This window comes from Capnocytophaga sputigena (assembly GCF_900446695.1).
In the GTDB taxonomy this organism is placed as follows: domain Bacteria; phylum Bacteroidota; class Bacteroidia; order Flavobacteriales; family Flavobacteriaceae; genus Capnocytophaga; species Capnocytophaga sputigena.
In genome coordinates this window covers 90,596-110,728 of record NZ_UAVP01000011.1, presented here as the reverse complement: position 1 = coordinate 110,728, position 20,133 = coordinate 90,596, and the positions used below count along the sequence as shown (strand labels likewise).

14 protein-coding genes are annotated in these 20,133 nt (G+C 35.3%); 7 read left to right on the top strand and 7 right to left on the bottom strand.

Annotated elements, in window-relative coordinates; all coding sequences use genetic code 11:
• The first annotated feature begins 40 nt into the window (after window positions 1-40).
• From DR017_RS12545 to murC, 5 genes are read left to right on the top strand one after another with little or no spacing between them, the layout of a single operon-like run.
• Window positions 41-757 (top strand): copper homeostasis protein CutC, encoded by a 717-nt coding sequence (locus DR017_RS12545; protein ID WP_002678208.1) that lies wholly within the window; start codon window positions 41-43, stop codon window positions 755-757.
• 44 nt (window positions 758-801) lie between these two features.
• Window positions 802-2,013: a metallophosphoesterase gene (locus DR017_RS12540; RefSeq protein ID WP_002678095.1), complete on the top strand. Its 1,212-nt coding sequence runs from the start codon at window positions 802-804 to the stop codon at window positions 2,011-2,013.
• 9 nt (window positions 2,014-2,022) lie between these two features.
• Window positions 2,023-3,102 (top strand): undecaprenyldiphospho-muramoylpentapeptide beta-N-acetylglucosaminyltransferase, encoded by a 1,080-nt coding sequence (murG, locus tag DR017_RS12535; protein WP_002678209.1) that lies wholly within the window; start codon window positions 2,023-2,025, stop codon window positions 3,100-3,102.
• Entirely contained in the window at window positions 3,099-3,944 is an 846-nt protein-coding gene (locus tag DR017_RS12530; RefSeq protein WP_002678014.1) for a hypothetical protein, read from the top strand. The genes murG and DR017_RS12530 overlap by 4 nt, the downstream gene beginning before the upstream one ends.
• Window positions 3,941-5,287 carry a UDP-N-acetylmuramate--L-alanine ligase gene (gene murC, locus DR017_RS12525; protein ID WP_002678143.1) on the top strand — a complete coding sequence of 449 codons (1,347 nt, stop codon included), beginning with the start codon at window positions 3,941-3,943 and terminating at the stop codon, window positions 5,285-5,287. Before DR017_RS12530 ends, murC begins: the two co-directional genes overlap by 4 nt.
• Window positions 5,288-5,349: 62 nt before the next feature.
• Here murC and DR017_RS12520 read toward each other — a convergent pair whose 3' ends face one another.
• Both DR017_RS12520 and fumC read right to left on the bottom strand, forming a co-directional pair.
• The gene (locus DR017_RS12520; protein ID WP_002678137.1) at window positions 5,350-8,277 is read right to left on the bottom strand and encodes a M16 family metallopeptidase; all 2,928 of its coding nucleotides are present in this window, start codon (window positions 8,275-8,277) and stop codon (window positions 5,350-5,352) included.
• Window positions 8,278-8,373: 96 nt separating this feature from the next.
• On the bottom strand, window positions 8,374-9,771 hold the full coding sequence (gene fumC / locus DR017_RS12515) for a class II fumarate hydratase (RefSeq protein ID WP_002678021.1): 1,398 nt from the start codon (window positions 9,769-9,771) through the stop codon (window positions 8,374-8,376).
• A gap of 174 nt (window positions 9,772-9,945) precedes the next feature.
• Here fumC and prfA point away from each other — a divergent pair, with 174 nt between their 5' ends.
• Window positions 9,946-11,019, top strand: coding sequence for a peptide chain release factor 1 (prfA, locus tag DR017_RS12510; protein ID WP_002678204.1), 1,074 nt, complete (start codon window positions 9,946-9,948; stop codon window positions 11,017-11,019).
• 95 nt (window positions 11,020-11,114) lie between these two features.
• On the opposite strand, the gene DR017_RS12505 is transcribed toward prfA, so the two are convergent.
• The 4 genes from DR017_RS12505 to DR017_RS12490 all read right to left on the bottom strand — a co-directional run bounded on the left by DR017_RS12505 (window position 11,115) and on the right by DR017_RS12490 (window position 16,147).
• Complete coding sequence (locus DR017_RS12505) at window positions 11,115-13,019, bottom strand: S9 family peptidase (protein ID WP_002678187.1); 1,905 nt, start codon at window positions 13,017-13,019, stop codon at window positions 11,115-11,117.
• Entirely contained in the window at window positions 13,016-14,155 is a 1,140-nt protein-coding gene (locus tag DR017_RS12500) for a heparan-alpha-glucosaminide N-acetyltransferase domain-containing protein (RefSeq protein ID WP_002678019.1), read from the bottom strand. Before DR017_RS12500 ends, DR017_RS12505 begins: the two co-directional genes overlap by 4 nt.
• A gap of 149 nt (window positions 14,156-14,304) precedes the next feature.
• A complete protein-coding gene (locus DR017_RS12495) occupies window positions 14,305-14,850 on the bottom strand; it encodes a DUF4199 domain-containing protein (RefSeq protein WP_002678168.1) in 546 nt (181 codons plus the stop codon).
• Between the two features lie 28 nt (window positions 14,851-14,878).
• Window positions 14,879-16,147, bottom strand: a complete 1,269-nt coding sequence (locus DR017_RS12490; RefSeq protein ID WP_002678044.1) for an acetyl-CoA hydrolase/transferase family protein — start codon at window positions 16,145-16,147, stop codon at window positions 14,879-14,881.
• Window positions 16,148-16,262: 115 nt separating this feature from the next.
• Here DR017_RS12490 and DR017_RS12485 point away from each other — a divergent pair, with 115 nt between their 5' ends.
• A complete protein-coding gene (locus tag DR017_RS12485) occupies window positions 16,263-16,673 on the top strand; it encodes a BrxA/BrxB family bacilliredoxin (protein WP_002678174.1) in 411 nt (136 codons plus the stop codon).
• Between the two features lie 82 nt (window positions 16,674-16,755).
• On the opposite strand, the gene DR017_RS12480 is transcribed toward DR017_RS12485, so the two are convergent.
• Window positions 16,756-19,932: an efflux RND transporter permease subunit gene (locus tag DR017_RS12480; RefSeq protein WP_002678107.1), complete on the bottom strand. Its 3,177-nt coding sequence runs from the start codon at window positions 19,930-19,932 to the stop codon at window positions 16,756-16,758.
• Window positions 19,933-20,133 lie beyond the last annotated feature (201 nt).

Genomic DNA, 20,133 nt, shown 5'->3' with positions numbered 1-20,133 from the left:
CAATTGTTTTGTACATTTGCGCTCTAAATTAACAAAGACTATGATTTATGAAATATGTGCCAGCTCTTTTGAGTCGGCTAAAAATGCTGAAATATCAGGTGCTACCCGTATAGAGTTGTGTAGCGAATTAGGTGTAGGAGGGGTAACCCCCAGCTATGGATTAATTAAAAAAGTAATGGATGAACTCTCTATCGGTAACTGTGTACTGATACGTCCTCGTAGTGGTAATTTTACTTATACCGATGAGGAGTTTGATGTGATGTTACGCGACATCAATCTCTGTCGTGAATTAGGTTGCCAAGGAGTAGTAACAGGAGTGTTACATCGCGATAACACAATTGATGAAGAACGTACTGCACGCCTCAAAGAAGCTGCAGGTACTATGGAATTTATCTATCATCGTGCTTTTGATTGTGCTCCCGATCCCATTGCTGCAATTAAAACCCTAAAACGTTTGGGAGTTGAACGTATTCTTACCTCAGGGGGTAAAAAATCAGCTATCGAAGGATTAGAGCTACTTAAAGAACTCAACCGCATAGCTGCAGGTCAACCTACAATTATGCCTGGGGGAGGTATCAATCCACAGAGCATTATACAGATAAAAGCTGCTGGTTTTACCCAAGTGCACTTTTCAGGTACAGTTTTTGAGGATTTGGGTACATCTTTGCCTTTCTCATTTAAAACAGAGGCGTTTTTAGACGAAACAAAACGCCCTATTTCTAATGTTGAAAACATCAAAAAAATTATGAATAATTAGCCAGTTTGTTGTCAATTAGCAAATTGGTAAATTGACAAATGAATATGGTTTATATAATTCTTATTGGTATTTTTATCATTTATTTTCTACTAACATTTTATGCAAGTAGAAGTTTAAAAACCCTCAAAGTTCCCCGTTGGGTAGAATGGCTATTTTGGCTCATCACAATAGGAGTGGTAATTCACTTGTTGTACCATTGGTTCTGTAGAGGAAAAGTTGTATGGAGTGCCCCTCAACAATATGCTATTGCAGGGCTACTTACGTGGCTTATTATCTGTTTGTTTGTAACTCTTCCTTTGTTATTAGAAGATATTACACGACTTATAAAAGCTATATTTCGCAAACCTACTAATGCACCACGTATTCCTTCTCGTCGTAAGTTTGTAAGTACTTTAGGTTGGGGATTGGCAGCTATTCCTTTTGCTTCTATCCTCTATAGTATTTTCAAAGGAAAATATAACTATAAAGTTTGGAAATACACATTGTATTTCGATAATCTCCCTAAAGCATTTGATGGCTATCGCATTACTCAAATATCCGATATTCATTGTGGTAGCTTTGACAACTATGAGAAAATACGCTATGGAGTAGAGCTTATCAACTCACAAAAAAGTGATGTAATCCTTTTTACTGGCGATTTGGTAAATAATTTAGCAAATGAGGTACACAATTGGAAATCACTTTTTGCTACTCTCCAAGCACCTGATGGAGTATTTTCTATTATGGGTAACCACGACTATGGTGATTATTCCTCTTGGGAAACTCCTGAAGCTAAACAACAGAATTTAGAGCATTTATTCCAATTACAAAAACAAATGGGATGGCAACTATTGCTTAACAAACATTGTTATTTAGAACGTAATGGCGAAAAAATAGCTTTAATAGGGGTAGAAAACTGGGGACACGGTCGATTTTCTAAATATGGCGATTTGAATAAGGCTATGGAAGGTGTAAATACCGAAGATTTTAAAATATTAATGAGTCACGATCCAACTCATTGGCAAGAGGTTGTGTTACCTGAAAATAAAGATATTCAACTTACTCTCAGTGGTCATACACACGGGATGCAATGCGGTATTGAAATACCTGGGTGGCTAAAATGGAGCCCTTCACAATATATTTACAAATATTGGGGAGGAATGTATGAGGAGGATGGTAAATACCTGAATGTAAATAGAGGTTTTGGTTATCACGCTTTCCCTGGTCGTTTAGGAGTATGGCCTGAAATCACAGTTATTGAACTAAAAACTAAATAACTAAATTCTATGAAAAAATTTATTATCTCAGGAGGTGGTACTGGCGGACATATATTCCCTGCCATCGCTATTGCCGATGAAATAAAAAAACGTTTACCTGAAGCCGAAATACTTTTTGTAGGGGCTAAAGATCGTATGGAAATGCAAAAGGTACCTCAAGCTGGTTATCCTATTGAAGGCTTGTGGATTTCAGGAATTCAACGTAAACTCACTTGGCAAAATTTGATTTTTCCACTAAAGTTTATCCATAGTCTATGGAAATCCCGACAAATCATCAATCGTTTTAAGCCTGATGCCGTCATAGGTACAGGAGGGTTTGCTAGTGGAGCTGTAGTGAAAGTAGCAGGACAAATGGGAATCCCTACTTTTATTCAAGAACAAAATTCCTATGCTGGCATTACCAACAAGATGCTTGCCCAAAAGGCAAAGAAAATATGTGTTGCTTATGATTGTATGGAAGTTTTCTTTCCAAAAGAGAAAATCGTAAAAACGGGTAATCCTATTCGTGGAGGTTTATTAAATATAGAGCAACATCGCGAAGAAGGTTTATCGTATTTCCAACTTAATTCTCATCAAAAAACACTTTTGATATTAGGAGGAAGTTTAGGAGCACGACGCATTAATCAGTTAGTAGAAACACAGTTGCCTTTATTTGAAAAGTTAGGTGTACAAGTACTATGGCAATGTGGCAAACTTTACTATGATGAATACAAAAAGTACAATAGTCCACAAGTGCGTGTTTTAGCTTTTATTGATCGTATGGAACAAGCTTATGCCGTTGCCGATGTAATTATTTCACGAGCAGGTGCAAGTTCTGTAAGTGAATTATGTGTAGTAGGCAAACCAGTAATATTTATTCCCTCACCTAATGTAGCCGAAGATCATCAAACTAAAAATGCACGTGCTATAGCTGATAAACAAGCTGCTATTTTAATAAAAGAAAATGAATTAGATAGTAAATTTGCAGATACTTTTAGCAGCTTGATAACTGATGAAACTCAACAGCAAAATCTTTCGTCTCATATAAAAGCGCTAGCTCAACCCAATGCAAACAAAGAAATTGTAGATTTAATAATAAATAACAGATGACTAAATTTTTAACCTTTATAGCTCTCTTAGGAGGAGGAGTGCTTTCTATAGCACAAACTACCTTAAAACCCTCTGTATTTATAGATACTAAAAGTGATGATTTCAAAAAAGGTATTGTAGAAATCAAAGAATATACAAACTATGAAGTATATCAACAATTACAACGCAATCTCAAATCAGGTAACTCAGCTGCTATCAATGCTGATATGATACGTCAGGCATTTATCACGAGAAAGATAGCTTTACAAAAAGGTACTTACATCATTGATAACAACGAACAACATTTCGAGTTTGAAATAGGTAATAGTGGTCAATTAGTAGGTGAAGGTAAATTTGTAAATAAAAAGCGTAACATTCCTTCTACTTATATTTTTAACAATGGAAAACTTGCTGAAATTCATATTTTTACTCCTGAAGGAAGATTACGCAAAAAAAATATCTTCAAAGGTAATACTATAGAAGGATTGGTGTATGACCACGCTGGAAATATTGCTCAAAAAATAGAAATATACACTAATTTAAAAGAAGGCGCTGACCAAATAGTAACTAATTATCACAAGAATGGCAACCCCAGTAAAGAAGTAAATACTATTAAAAACACTACCAAAGAGTATTATCAAAATGGCAAACTCAAACTCGAACAAATAAATAGTAAAACTACTACCAAATATGACCCTGAAGGGAAAATAACTGAAAAATGGTATGTTACTGAAAAAGGTAACTGCAAAGAGTTATATGAAAAAGGGGTAATTTCTCAAAAAATATGTGAAGATCGCAGTATAAAAGAAACCACTGTGAGCACTTATAAAAATGGTAAATTATTAGAAACAAGGAAATTATGAATTTACAACCAATAACAAACGTTTATTTTATAGGTATTGGAGGCATAGGAATGTCTGCCCTTGCACGTTATTTCAATACCAATGGTAAAGTGGTAGCTGGCTACGATCGTACTCCTACCGATATTACTGAAATGCTAGAAAAAGAAGGTATAAAAGTACACTTTACCGATGAGTTAGATGCTATTCCTAATTCATTTAAAAATGTAGAAACTACTTTAGTGGTATATACCCCTGCTGTTCCTAAAGATCATAAAGAGTTAGTTTTTTTTCAAGAAAATGGCTACCAAGTAGTAAAACGCTCAGAAGTGTTAGGATTTATCACAAAAAACACTTTTTGTTTAGCTGTCGCAGGTACTCATGGTAAGACAACTACATCAAGTATTTTAGCCCATATTATGGTAGAAAGTGGAGCTTCAGTAAGTGCTTTTTTAGGAGGTATAGCTGAAAATTTCAATAGTAATTTGGTGCTCAAAGGTAGTGAATATACAGTAGTTGAAGCCGATGAGTTTGACCGTTCATTTTTGCGACTTTCACCTAACATTGCTTGTATTACCTCTATGGACGCTGATCACCTCGATATTTATGGTGATGAGCAACATCTTATAGAAGGTTTTCACGAATTTGCTGGAAAAATTAAACCAGGAGGCAGTCTCATTGTGCGCAATGGACTAAATATAGCTGGTGAAACGTATGGTTTAGAAGATAATTCTGATTACAGTTTCCAAAACATTCATATTGTAGATGGTATTTATCATTTTGATTTCAAATATGCAGGAGGTATTTATAAAGATATTACCTTTATGAAACCAGGGCGACACAACTTACTCAATGCTTTGGCAGCTATTGCTATGGCTGTAAAAGCAGGAATTGCTCCTGAAAAATTGTTGCCTCACTTAGCTACTTTTAAAGGGGTAAAACGTCGTTTTTCATATATCATTAAAGAAAAAGACTTTGTTTTCATTGATGATTATGCCCATCACCCTTCCGAAATCAATGCACTATATCAAGCAGTAGCCGAAATGTATCCTAATACTCCTAAAACTATTGTTTTCCAACCTCACCTTTTCACTCGTACACGTGATTTTATGGATGATTTTGCAAAAAGTCTATCACAATTTGATGAGGTGATATTGCTAGATATCTATCCTGCACGTGAATTACCTATAGAAGGAATTACTTCACAAGTTTTATTAGAGAAAATTACTACTCCTAAAAAAACTTTAGTAAACAAAACTGAACTTATTCCTCTTCTACTCAAAAAACATCCTCAATTATTATTAGCTGTAGGAGCAGGTGATATAGGAGCTGAAGTAGCTCATATCAAAGAAGCTATGAAAAAGTAAAAACTGAAGAAAATAACAAAAAAAATGAGGCTCACCTTTTTTGATGAGCCTCGTTTTTATTTTTAGTATCCGAAGAGTTCTTCTAAAGAGAGTTTTTTGAAATCTCCTATTTTTTGAAGTTCATCTTTTGAAAGTTTCTTTTCAGAAGCTAAAATCACATAAGTATAAGGTTTTTTAGAAAGGTATTTATCGTGGAAAGTTTTTATCTCTTTCATTGTAATACCATCTATATTTTGATATACTTGCTTGCGTATATCATCCTTAAGACCTAATTCTTGTGCTGCTAAATAGCTATAAATAATGCCGTCCTGTGTAATACGCTCAGTTTCTATTTCTTGTTTGATTTGTAGCTTGGCTAATTCGAGATTAGCTGGTAATTCAGGCATTGTATTGAGCAGTTCATTCATAGCTTCTACAGCTTCTTTAAATTTGTCAGCTTGCGAACCTACATAGGCAAGCACATAGTATTTATCAGTTTTCTTTCTTGGTGAAGCATAATAACCATAAGTACTATATGCTAACGCTTTACTTTCGCGAATGGTTTGGAATACCAAAGACCCCATACCTCCACCAAAATAGTTGTTGAATGCACTAATTACAGTACTTTCAGCAGGGTTGAAAGGAACAGTATTGCGCACCCAGCGTGTTTCAGCTTGTACCATTTCATAATCAGTAAAGAGTACTTGGTTTTTAGTCTGTTCTACTTGTTTAAACTCTTTTTTAGGAGCTACTTTAGCGAACTTAGTTGGTACTTTATGTAAAGGTTTTAGTTTAGTTGTAAGTTCTGAAAGTGTAGCAGGTCCATAATAAATAACGGTTTGCTCTACATTATTCAAATTTTTAACTCTATCTACCAGTTCCTTTGCACTAATCGCATTAATTTCGGTATTAGAAAGTACATTGTTCACCTTATTTTTAGAACCATAAAGAGCATAATTAGTAAGTGCTTGCATAATAGCTCCACGATTAGCTTTTACATCTACACGTGATTTAGCAACACGTGCTTTAAGTGCTTGTAATACTTGTTCATCTGGTTTAGCATTGAGAACTAAATCTTCATAAAGTTTAACAGCAGCTTCAAAATTCTCTTGTAAACCTTCTATTGATACATAAGTATATTCTTCTTCTGTAGAGATTTGGAAGCTGGATGCTATCTTATAAAATTCTTTTGAAATTTGTTCAGCTGATTTCTTATCAGTTCCTAAAAATTGGATGTATTGGGCTGCTATAGGCATTTTCAAATCATTAGCTGAACCTATTTTGTAGCGGAAACTCAAACGATACAACTCATTATCTTTATTTTGCACATACAATACTTCGGCATTACCTAATTTACCTTTTTGTAAATCTTTACTGTAATTTAAGAATACAGGAGCTACCGGAGTACTTGGCATCTCGTTGATCATTTTCACAAAAGCTGATTGTTTATCGGCATTAGTTTCAACAGGAGTGATAGCAGGTTTTTCAATTTTTTCTACATTGGTACGTTGTCCTTTCTCTTTATAAATAGCCACATAGTTATTACCTAAGTATTTATTAGCAAAAGCGACAATATCGGCTTTAGTAAGTTTAGAAAGATTATTTACATAAGCTACTTGGTCTTTCCAGTTGAGATTATCAGTAAAAGCTGCCATCAACATATTAGCACGATTGCTATAAGATTCGGTTGCTTGAATTGTTTGTTTTTTCAAATTGTTGATAATAGAAGGGATGAGATCATCATCAAAATTACCTTTTTTAAGGTTTTCTATTTGTCCTAACATAAGATCTTTTACTTGTTCTAACGACTGTCCTTGTAAAGGAGCTCCTGATAGATATAGTACTCCATAATCTATAAGTGTATAAGCAAAGGCACTAGCTTTTAGTAATTTTTGTTTCTTTACAAGATTCAAATCGATAAGCCCTGCATTGCCATTGGTGAGGATTTCACCTACTAAATCAGCTAATAGAGCATCTTTATCTTGGTTACCTGGCAAACGGAATGCTATAGAAACACTTTCAGCATCAGGACCTACTACTTTTTTGATGATAGGGGCAGTGATAGGCGCTTCTTTCTCAAAAGTATATTGAGGTACAGGTTTAGGTTGCATATAGCTAAAAGCCTTATCAATTTCAGCAATAGCTTTATCAGGATTGAAATCACCAGCCAATATTACTGCCATATTATTAGGTACATAATAGGTTTGGAAGTACTTGCGGATTTCTTTTAATGAAGGATTTTTTAAATGTTCTACCGTACCAATAGTAGTTTGCAAGCCATAATTGTGTTTTTTGAACAACTCAGAGAAGAGAGTTTCAAATACTTCACTATTATCGCTATCCAAAGAGCGATTTTTTTCTTCATATACAGCTTCTAATTCGGTATGGAAAATACGAAGCACAGGATTGCGAAAACGTTCAGCTTGTACAGCAATATACTTATTGATAGCATTTGCTGGTACATCATCAGTATAAACAGTTTTCTCAAAAGAAGTAAACGCATTAGTACCTTGTGCTCCCATAGCAGTCATCATCTTGTCGTACTCATTAGCAATTGCATACTTGCTAGCTACCCCCGATACTGAATCAATTTTCTTATAAATAGCCTTACGTTTAGCAGGGTCTTTGGTGTGATTGTACTCTTCATAAAGGGCATCAATTTTGTCTAATTGTACCTTTTCTTTGTTCCAATCAAGAGAACCATATTTGTCAGTACCTTTGAAGAGCAAGTGCTCTAAGTAGTGAGCCAACCCTGTATTGGTAGCAGGGTCGGTTTTACTACCTGCTTTCACTGCTACATAACACTGAATGCGAGGTTCTTTATTAGTAGGACTTAAGATGACTGTAAGTCCATTTTTCAAGGTATAGAACCTTGCATTGGTGGGGTCGTGGGTTACATATTTGTAAGTATACCCGCCACTTTGGGCTTCTTTCCACTCATAGTTTTGAGCAGTAGCCCCAAACGATATGGCTATAGTAAACAGCCATAAAAATAGATTTCTTTTTAGCATAAAAATATAGTTTTAAGATGTGTATTAAAAGAAAAGGGTATCTAAAAAGTTGTTTCCAGATACCCTTTATTTGTTATATAAGTTATTACTTATTAATTATTTAAGGCTTCCTACCATATCTTCAGGACGTACCCATTTATCAAAGTCCTCAGGAGTAACATAGCCAAGACGTACAGCTTCTTCTTTGAGGGTAGTACCATTGCGGTGCGCTGTTTGAGCAATTTCGGCAGCTTTGTAATAACCTATTTTAGTATTAAGAGCTGTGACAAGCATCAACGAGTTGTCTACTAATTCTTTAATACGCTTGTAATTAGGTTCAATACCACTTGCGCAATGTTCTTCAAATGATACACAAACATCACCTAACAACTCAGCTGATTTAAGGAAGTTAGAAGCCATTAATGGTTTAAATACATTCAATTCGTAATGACCTTGAGTACCACCTACTGAAATAGCTACATCGTTACCCATTACTTGTGCTGCAACCATTGTCATCGCTTCACATTGGGTAGGATTCACTTTACCTGGCATAATAGAACTACCTGGTTCGTTAGCAGGGATGAGAATTTCACCAATACCAGAACGAGGTCCTGAAGCCATCATACGAATGTCATTTGCAATCTTGTTTAATGATACAGCTAATTGCTTGAGGGCACCATGGCTTTCTACAATGGCGTCGTGAGAAGCTAAAGCTTCAAATTTGTTAGGAGCAGTTACAAAAGGTAGACCGGTGAATTTAGCAATATACTCAGCTACTTTCACATCATAACCTTTAGGAGTGTTGAGCCCTGTACCTACAGCAGTTCCACCTAAAGCGAGTTCTGAGAGGTGTGCTAAAGTATTTTTGATAGCGCGAATAGCATGATCAAGCTGAGCTACATAGCCTGAAAGCTCTTGTCCTAAAGTAAGTGGTGTAGCATCCATAAGGTGTGTACGACCTATCTTTACAACATCTTTAAAGGCTTCAGCTTTAGCGGCAAGGGTATCGCGTAGTTTTTGAACCCCAGGAATAGTTTTTTCAACTACCATTTTGTAGCAAGCAATGTGCATACCTGTAGGGAAAGTATCGTTAGAAGATTGTGATTTATTCACATCATCATTAGCCTTTAATACGGGGTCTCCTTCTCCTATTTGTTTGCCAGCTAACACTTGAGCACGATTGGCAATTACCTCATTCACATTCATATTAGATTGAGTACCTGATCCGGTTTGCCAAATTACCAATGGGAATTGGTCATCAAGTTTGCCTTCGAGAATCTCGTCACAAACTTGAGCAATAGCATCGCGTTTTTCGGCAGAAAGTACGCTTAAATCGAAGTTAGCGTATGCAGCAGCTTTTTTAAGATAGGCAAAGCCGCGGATAATTTCAATCGGCATAGAAGCAGGTGCACCGATTTTGAAGTTGTTACGTGAACGTTCTGTTTGTGCTCCCCAATATTTATCGGCAGGCACCTTCACTTCACCCAAAGTGTCTTTTTCAATTCTATAATTCATTTTGTTTGTATTAGTTAAAATAATCTTCTTTTAAAAAACGCTACAAAGGTATATTTTATTTTCTAAATATTAAAATTTTTTTAAGAGTTTTTTTATAGCGATAATTCTGCAATTTGCTAATTAGCTAATTAATTGTTACCTTTGCGCCCTCAAAAAGATTATTATTAGAATAAAATGCTTGATAAATTAAACATTGTTAAACAACGCTTTGATGAGGTATCGGATTTGATTATCCAACCTGATGTGATAGCCGACCAAAAACGTTACATTCAACTTAATAAGGAATATAAGGACTTAAAAGAGTTGATGGACAAGCGAGAAGAGTACATCAATGTGACTGGTAATCTCGCTGAAGCCGAAGAAATCATTGCTGATGGTAGTGATGCCGAAATGGTGGAAATGGCTAAGCTGCAATTAGATGAAAGTAAAGAACGCTTACCTCAATTAGAGGAAGAAATCAAATATATGTTGATTCCTAAAGACCCTGAAGATGCGAAGAATGCTGTAATGGAAATACGTGCTGGCACAGGTGGAGATGAGGCTTCTATTTTTGCTGGCGACCTCTATCGTATGTATACTAAATATTGCCAAAGCAAAGGATGGAGTACATCAGTAATGGATTTCAATGAAGGAACTGCAGGGGGCTACAAAGAGATTATTTTTGAAGTTACAGGTGATAATGTATATGGTACTTTGAAGTTTGAAGCAGGAGTACACCGTGTACAGCGTGTTCCTCAAACTGAAACGCAGGGACGTGTACATACTTCAGCTGCTACTGTGATGGTATTGCCAGAGGCTGAAGAGTTTGATGTAGAACTCAATATGGCAGATGTGAATATTATTCGTACAACCTCTACAGGACCTGGTGGACAATCGGTGAATACTACTTATTCTGCTATTCAACTCCAGCATATTCCTACAGGTATAGAGGTACGTTGCCAAGATGAAAAATCTCAACACAAAAACCTTGAAAAAGCATTAAAAGTATTGCGTTCTCGCCTCTACGAATTAGAGCTTGCTAAAAAAATGGAAGCTGATTCTGCTCGCCGTAAGTCAATGGTATCCAGTGGTGACCGTTCAGCTAAAATACGCACTTACAATTATCCTCAAGGTCGCGTAACTGACCACCGTATCGGGCTTACTCTCTATGATTTACAGAATGTTATCAATGGAGATGTACAACGCCTCATTGATGAATTACAACTTGCTGAAAACGCTGAAAAACTCAAAGAAGGTGATGTGTTTTAAAGAAATAAGATAACAAGTTAAATTAAGTTACTAATGAATAAAAAGCTGACTAAGATTTATTTCTTAATCAGCTTTTCTATTGTTGTTCTATTATGTTATAGTGTTTCTTTCAACCATTTAAAGAAAGTTCGTTGCCATAACAATCCGTTTTGAGGTTGTAATACCCAGTGGTTTTCATCAGGAAAATAAAGTAACTCACTTCTAATGCCTTTTAATTGTGCGGCAGTAAAGGCTTGAAATCCTTGTTCTTCAGGTACTCGGTAATCTTTACCTCCGTGAATAATTAGTATGGGAGTATCCCAATTATTAATTTTCTTTATAGGGTTAAACTCTTTATACGATTTTTGAGCTACTGCATTACGCTCTTCCCAATAAGCTCCTCCTATTTCATTATTGTTAAAGAAAAGCTCTTCAGTAGTGCCATACATACTTTCTAAATTGAAAACCCCACAATGGGCAATAAATGTCTTAAAGCGTTTTTGATGAATACCTGCTAAGTAATAGATTGAATATCCACCATAACTTGCCCCTACAGCTCCTAATCTATCTTTATCTACATAAGGCTCTTTAGCAATATCATCAATAGCCGATAGGTAATCACGCATTGGCTGTCCGCCCCAATCTCCACTGATTTGTGCATTCCATTCTACTCCAAACCCTGGCAAACCACGTCTGTTAGGGGCTATCACTATATAACCTTGTGATGCCATTAGTTGAAAATTCCAACGAAAACTGTAAAACTGACTTACAATTGATTGTGGACCTCCTTGGCAGTAGAGTAGGGTAGGGTACTTCTTATTAGGATCAAAGTCTGGAGGGTAAATCACCCAAGCGTGCATATCTTTGCCGTCAGTGGTCTTGATGATACGTTCCTTTATAGGGCATTGAGCTATCTGCTTATATTGTTCATCATTAAAGTGTGAGAGCTGTGTGAGAGATAGATATTCTTTTTTCTTCTCTTTTAAGCTAATAGTATATAGTTCTGCTGCGTGGTTCATATCCGTACGTATCACAACCAATTGGTCGCCTGCTTGTCCTACTATACTATTAACGTCAAAAACGCCTTGTGTGAGTTGTATTGGAGTGGTATTTTTACTATAAACATCTACTACAAATAGCTGTTCAGTACCTTGAGTAGGAGCTATTAAATAAATTCGTTTACCGTCATTACTCCAGCGGTAACTAAATATGGTGTTATCCCATTGTGCAGTAAGGTTGATGCGTTTGCCGTTCTTTAGTATATATAGGTCATTCTTATCAGATTCATTCCCATTGTGTGCCATACTGAGCCACGCCAATACGCCCTCTTTACTATACTGAGGGTTAGTGTCATACCCCATCATTCCTTCGGTAAGGTTTGTTGTTTTTTTGGAAGTGAGGTCGTATTCATAGATATCAGTATTAGTGCTCAGTACATAATCTGTACCCACTTTGGCTTTGGTAACATAAAGAACCTTTTTACCATCGAGACTCCATATATAATCCTCATCACCTCCAAAAGGCAACTGCGGACAGTAATAAGGTAATCCTTCCATTATATCAGTTTGTTTACCATTACTATCTTCTATCATCACGTGATTGTAACTACCTTCATTCCATGTGTCCCAATGACGGTGATCTAAGTTACTGTATAGTTTCCCTGATGATTTATCTAAATCAGTATAGATATCTTTCCCTAAAACCGACTTTAATTTTACTTCCTTATGAGTCAGCTTTAGGCTTTTATCAGTATTGTATTTAGCCGTGAGCTTTTCTACCTCTTCTTTGCTTATAGGAATGGGTACACCTCCTTTTACAGCAAGTTTATAGTATTCTTTGTTAAAAGTATTTTCCTTTACATTTGGAGTACTCACACTCACCAATACATATTGTTGATCGGGAGTAAGTGCTATGGCACTCACCCGATGTAGTTCCCATAGTTTTTCAGGAGTAAGTGGTTGTTGTGCCTGTAAACCATTCAATGTCATAACTGAAGCCAAAATAATTAGATGTTTTTTCATTCCTTAACAAATAAGGCGAGAAGCCTTTCTAATAGTTTTACAATAAATTGATAACTTTCTATCAAGAATGCTCTTATTTCTTTGAGTACAAAAGCAAGACCTGATTTAATAACAGGTTTTATACGATTATAAATAAATGACAAGCATACACATACAGCTATAAAGGTAGGTGCTCCTAAAAATAATTGATAAGGTTTTAGTTGCCCGCCAAAGTGCTGTATAAGTCCGTAAGAAGTGATACTACCATATATGATAAAGCAGTGTATCACATAAATTGATAAGGTATTTTGCCCAATAGTTTTAATGAGTTGTGAAGTAATCACATTGCGCATTAAGGCAAAAAATCCAAACACAAGTAACACATTGCCTAAACGCAAATAAACAAAGTCCTGCATTAATCGCTCAAAAAATGGAGAATGGTTGATATAGAACAGTTGTTCTATCATAAAGTGAAAGCCCCATAACAAGAATGCTCCTACACTTAAGAATAATAGAATAGCATTGCGGTATAGGTGAGGGTGATTTTTATTTCGCTGAAATAAATATCCCATAAAGCCACCAAATGATACATAACCATACCAAGGAAATATCGTAAAGAGAGTACCGTGTACTTTTGTGAAGTAATTAGCAATAGGCAGTGGTAGCCAGCTAAAAGCAAATTCTTTATAAAAAGGCTCAAAGGTAAAAGCCAATATAGTAGTAGTAATGAGTATGGTAGGCATCACCCATGATTTTCTGTTGTATGAAATGAGGTATGTAGCAATCAGCATCAGAAGCGAAAGACCTATACAGTGCAGTACATCTACACTTTGGAAACTCATACGTAAGAAGTAAGCAATACCAATAAGCAATAAACCACGACGTATTCCCTTCATTACACGAGGGTTATTCCATCCTATTTTGGTAATATCACTTTCTTTCACTAATAAAAAGGTGAAGATAAATCCTGAGACGGTGAAGAAAACAGGAGCTGTAATACCTGTACAATAATGCCAAAACCAATAGATAAGATTGTTTTCATCACGATAACGTTCAGCAATAAGTCCATTTACAAAGTGCCCTTGTAACATCATACAAATAGCAAAGGCACGAATTACATCAATGAAATCAAGTCTAAATTTCTTTATTTTTTCCATAATTATAATGTCATAAAGAGGCTGCAAAGGTACAAAATAATTGGTAATTAGCAAGTAATAGCTAAGAAGTTATCTTTTTTATAAACAAAAAAACTTTGCTAAAATCCTTAGATTTCAGCAAAGTTTAATTTAAGTTATTTTGTTGCTTTTTAAAGAGACATTGGCTGTTCTTTTTTCTTCACAGCTCCTACAATAGCTGAGATGATGAGTCCTCCAATAGCCGAAAATATTACAGAAGTAGAAAATGATGAAACGATAGAAGGTTTGTTAGCATACATTTTATCTTGGAACTCTTCCATCTGTTCTTCGGTAAAATTAGAAGTTATCCCACTCATTTTCTTCATTGTAACTTCTACAACCTTTTCATAATAATCAGGATCAATAATAGTAGTATATATCACTTGATAAATAGCACCTATCACTCCTGCTATGACAGCTACTACTACCCCTACTTTTATAGCTTCTCCTATAGAGAGAAACCCTTCATTAGCTTTTTTGTATTGTTCTATAGCCATTATAATAAAAACTACAGAAATAGCTGTAGCTACCAACCAGGTAAGAATACCCATCAAAGTACTATCAGTGTACAAAAGGTCAGTTACATACAACACTACATTAAAGGCTACTGAAGCAAGCCCTAATAAAAGTCCATTTTTAAGTACAATACTTAAGAAGTTTACATTTTTTGTTTCCATAAGCAAATCAATATTTAAAGTTAATTATTTACTTGTACATTTCAAAAGCTGCTCTTTCCAAGGCTTCCCTATAATTAGGGTGAGCTATAGCTATTAATGCTTTAGCACGATCTTTTAAATTTTTACCAAATAGTTCTGCAACTCCATATTCGGTTACTATGTACTGCACATGTGCTCGGGTAGTAACTACACCTGCTCCTTGTTTGAGAAAAGGTACAATCTTACTTTCTCCCTTGTTGGTTACTGAAGGGAATGTAATAATAGATTTACCTCCTTCACTTAACATTGCTCCACGCACAAAATCTATTTGTCCTCCAAAGCCTGAATAGATAGTTGTCCCTATAGAGTCAGCACATACTTGCCCTGTAATATCTACCTCTATAGCTGAATTGATAGAAATCATCTTAGGATTCTGACGAATAACAGATACTTCATTAGTATATGAAGCCTCAGCCATTTCTACCGAGGGATTATGATCTATAAAATCGTATAACTCTTGTGACCCCATTGCGAATGAGGCAATAATTTTACCTTTATCAATCTTCTTTTCATAACCATTAATAACTCCTTTTTTCACCAAATCAAGTACACCTTCAGTAAGAAGTTCTGTATGAATCCCCAAATTTTTAAGGTGCCCCATTTCACCTAAAGTAGCATTGGGTATATTACCAATACCCAATTGCAAAGTACTACCATCTTCTATAAGAGGGACTATATGTTGAGCTATTTGTTTTTCTATAACATTGGGTTCTGAGAGGTGTAGGGAGAAAATAGGAGCATCATATTCCACTAAGTAATCTATCTCATCTATGTGAACAAGAGCATCACCATAGGTACGGGGCATTTTCTTATTTACTTTTGCAATAACGTATTTAGCATTGCGAATAGCTGACTTACAAGCCTCTACACTTACCCCCATAGAACAAAATCCAAACTTATCAGGGGGAGATACTTGTATTAGAACTACATCCACTTTTACATGTTTTCGGTCGAATAGTAGTGGCATATCACTTAGAAAAACAGGAGTATACGACCCATTACCTGCTTTTATTATATGTCGTACACTTTTAGACAAAAAGAAAGAATTTATGTAGAAACTATCTTTATACTTAGGATCAGCAAAAGAAGCTTCTCCTTCTATATGGATATGCCCAATAGTAATATTTTTTAGTTCAGGAGCTCGTGCAACAAGCGCTTCTACTAATATTTCTGGCACAGCAGCTCCTCCGTGTATATACACAAAATCACCATTTTTTACTACTTTTAGGGCTTCTTTAGCTGTTGTAATTTTTGCCATTGAAAATTAATGCTTTATTAGTGGTTCAAAAGTACAACATAATTTCTAATTGACAAAATAATTTGTGATATATTTTTTTTTATTACCTTTGCACCCAATTTAAAAATGAAGTATTATGTATCCACCTGAATTGGTAAAACCAATGATAGAAGAACTAACAAATGTTGGTTTTAAAGAATTAAAAACAGTTGAAGCTGTAAAAAATGCAATTGAACAAGAAGGAACTACACTTGTAGTGGTAAATTCTGTTTGCGGTTGTGCAGCTCGCAATGCACGACCTGCAGTACTTTACAGTTTGCAAAATGCAAAAAAACCTGATCATCTCACTACAGTTTTTGCAGGGGTTGATAGAGAGGCCACTGAAGAGGCACGCCAATATATGCTACCTTTTCCTCCTTCTTCTCCAAGTATTGCTTTGTTCAAAGATGGAGAATTGGTGCATATGCTAGAGCGTCACCATATAGAAGGTCGTATGGCTGAAGTAATAGCAGAAAATCTTCAACAAGCTTACGATGAATTTTGTTAACTAGAAGCTTAACTATAAGATATAAAAAAGGGGTACCCTCAATTGGGTATCCCTTTTTTCTTTTTATAAAGATAAATATTTGTTATATTTCGTGTTCTCCTTTGATATCTATATGGTCGTAATCAGCAATCATCAGTTTTTCGTAATCAGTTTTAGTGCCTTTACCAAAACGTTTGCTTATATTGTCAAAAATGAGATATACCAAAGGTACCACAATTAAAGTTAGGAACAGTGAAGATAACAATCCTCCAATAGTTACAATAGCCAAACCATTATTTACTTCAGCTCCCGCACTACTTGCTATCGCCAAAGGTATCATTCCTGCTACCATCGCAATAGTTGTCATTAATATCGGGCGCAAACGAGCGTGATTTGCCTGTATCAATGCAGTTACAGTATCTTCTCCTTCTTGCTTACGATGGTTAGCAAAGTCAACTAACATAATCGCATTCTTAGCAACTAGCCCAATGAGCATAATCATACCTAAAAGAGTAAAGGTATTGAGAGACATATTAGCTAATGCTAAAGCTACCAAGGCTCCAATAAAAGATAATGGGATAGAGAATAATACTACAAATGGACGTGAAAAACTGTCATATAATACAACCATTACCATATATACCAAGAGAATAGCTGCAAAAAGTGATACAAACAAAGTGCCAAAACCTTCATCTTGCATTTCTTGGTCTCCCGTAAATACAAAATGTACATTAGTTGGTTTTTCTAATTGGTTTATTTTGCTCTTCCATTCTGAAACTATAGTACCAGTAGGACGACCTACCGATTGAGCTTGTACTGTTACTGATGGAGATTTGTCATAACGTTCTAATTGCGTAGGACCTGAAGCGTAAACAATAGTTGCAAATTGCGATAGCTTTATCTGTTGTCCTACTGAATTGATGAACATCATATTCTCTATATCATCCATTGATTGACGGCTGCCATCTTCAAATATTATATTGATATCATATTCAGAATCTCCCGTGCGAAACTTACTATCATCATTACCATTAAAAGCAGTTCGTATTGTTCCTCCTACAGTAGCAATATTGAGTCCTAACATCGTCATTTTATCACGATCTAACTGTACGCTTATTTCAGGATTACCTGATTCTGAGGTAAGTTTTATTTCGGTAGCTCCTTCTATAGTTTTAAGTAGTTCTGCCGTTTTTTCAGCATATTGTTGAGCTGCTTCTACATTGTCAGAAGTAACCACAAGAGCAATAGGGGCTTGTTCAGCTCCCATCATTCCTACTGGTACTGTTTTTACTTTAGCTTCTATTAAAAACTGACTCAATTCGCGTTTTAACTTTGCTGCAATCACATTAGTTGATTCACTACGCTCTTTTTTATCAATTATAGTAAGTTGTATTTCTGATTTATAAGCTGTTGCTTGTGAAGCCCCCATACCGCTAGTAGATTGCCCTACAGTAGTAATCATACTTTCTACCAAAGGTTTATCTGTACCTTTTACTTTCAAGTTACGAAGATAGTTCTCTGCTTTTTGAGTAATGAAGTTTGTTTGTTCAAGAGAAGCATCTTTATTCAATTCAAATTGTATTAAAAATTTGCCTCTATCCATATTAGGCATAAATTCAGTCCCTACAAATCCTGTAGGAATCAATGAACAAGAACCTATAAAAAGAAAAAATACTAAAATAATAGTTTTCCATTTATTAGCAAATACCCATACCAATAGGTCTGAGAAAAATTGTGTAAAACGCTTAAGATACCCTTCAAATCCAATAGATACCTTTCCTAACAGAGAATTAGAGTTAGCATGTTCTAACTTCCCAAAACGTGAGTACAGCCAAGGTACTACTGTAAATGACATTAACAATGATAGCATTGTAGCAATGGCTACCGTCATACAAAACTCTCTTACGATATTTACAACTATGCTATTCCCTATAGAAATTGGTACAAATACTACTACAATTACTAAGGTAATAGCCATTACAGTAAGTACAATTTCCTTAGATCCGTCAAAAGCAGCACGAACTTTATTCTTACCCATTTCCATATGGCGGTGAATATTTTCTAATACTACAATAGCATCATCTACTAATATACCTACTACCATTGAAAGGGCTACCAAACTCATCAAGTTCAACGTAAATCCAAAGAAATACATACCTATAAAAGTAGCAATTAATGAGGTAGGAATAGATACCATTACAATAAGAGCATTACGCAAACTATGAAGAAAGAAAAACATTACTACAGCTACCAACACAATTGCTAATACTAAGTCAAACATTACTGCATTTGATGCTTCTAACGTAAATTCACTAGTATCTTCTGCTAATAGCATTTTCACTCCTTCATTTTTGTAAGTCTGCTCTACTTGATTCATTTTTTTTCGTACCAATTCACTCACTGATACAGCATTAGCATCAGTTTGTTTGAGTACTTGCAACAAAAGAGTATTTTCTTGGTCTATACGAGCTATCTTTTCAGCCTCTTCTTCTGTATCTTGTACATCAGCTATATCCGAAAGACGTATTTCTACTCCGTTTTGTGAAGCAAGTATAAGGTTACGCAACTGATCTACATCTTGTATTTTACCAAGCAAACGTATAGAAGTACTATTCTCACGAGTCTTGATTTTACCCGCAGGAATTTCCATATTTGAAGCAGCAATCAATTGTTGTACTTGAGCAATAGAAAGCCCATAACCTTCTAATTTCTTAGCATCAATACTCACACGTATTTCGCGTTTCCGACCACCTATTATATTTACTTGTGCTACCCCTGGTACACGTGAGAGTTCAGGTTGTATCTTCTTATCTACTAAGTCATACAACTCTTGAGCAGATAACTTAGAAGTCACCCCTATAGAAATGATTGGTAAATCTGAAAGAGAAAATTTACTAAGTGAAGGTTCTTTAGCATCAGTAGGTAGGTAAGCACGAATAGCATTAATTTTTCTTTGTGCCTCATTAAGAGTATTATCTACATTAGCATCATTAGTAAGCTGTACTACTACCACTGAAAGACTTTCATACGAATACGATTGTATTTTCTTAATATTTTCTAAGGCTGAAACCGCATCCTCAATCCTTTTGGTAATAGTACTCTCTATCTCAGATGGTGAAGCTCCAGCATAGACAGTAGAGATTGTTACTACATTTACCTCAAATTTAGGAATCAACTCATAATTCAGCAACTTATAAGAATAAAAACCACCTATAAGTAATAAGGAAAGCATTACAATAAGCACACTAGGGCGCTTAATAGAAAGTTTAATTAAATCCATTTGTTTATTTGTTCTAAATCGGCGGCAAAAATACAATAAAAAAACTTAATAAACAAAAAAAGTTTCCAAAAATATATTTTTATTAGAGAATATCTTATTTCTTTATTAATTGATTGAAAAAGCTACTAAAGATTCTAATTCCTATAAAAAGTCTCCTATTTCAACCTATAATGAACTTAGTTATTTCCTAATCTTGGCACA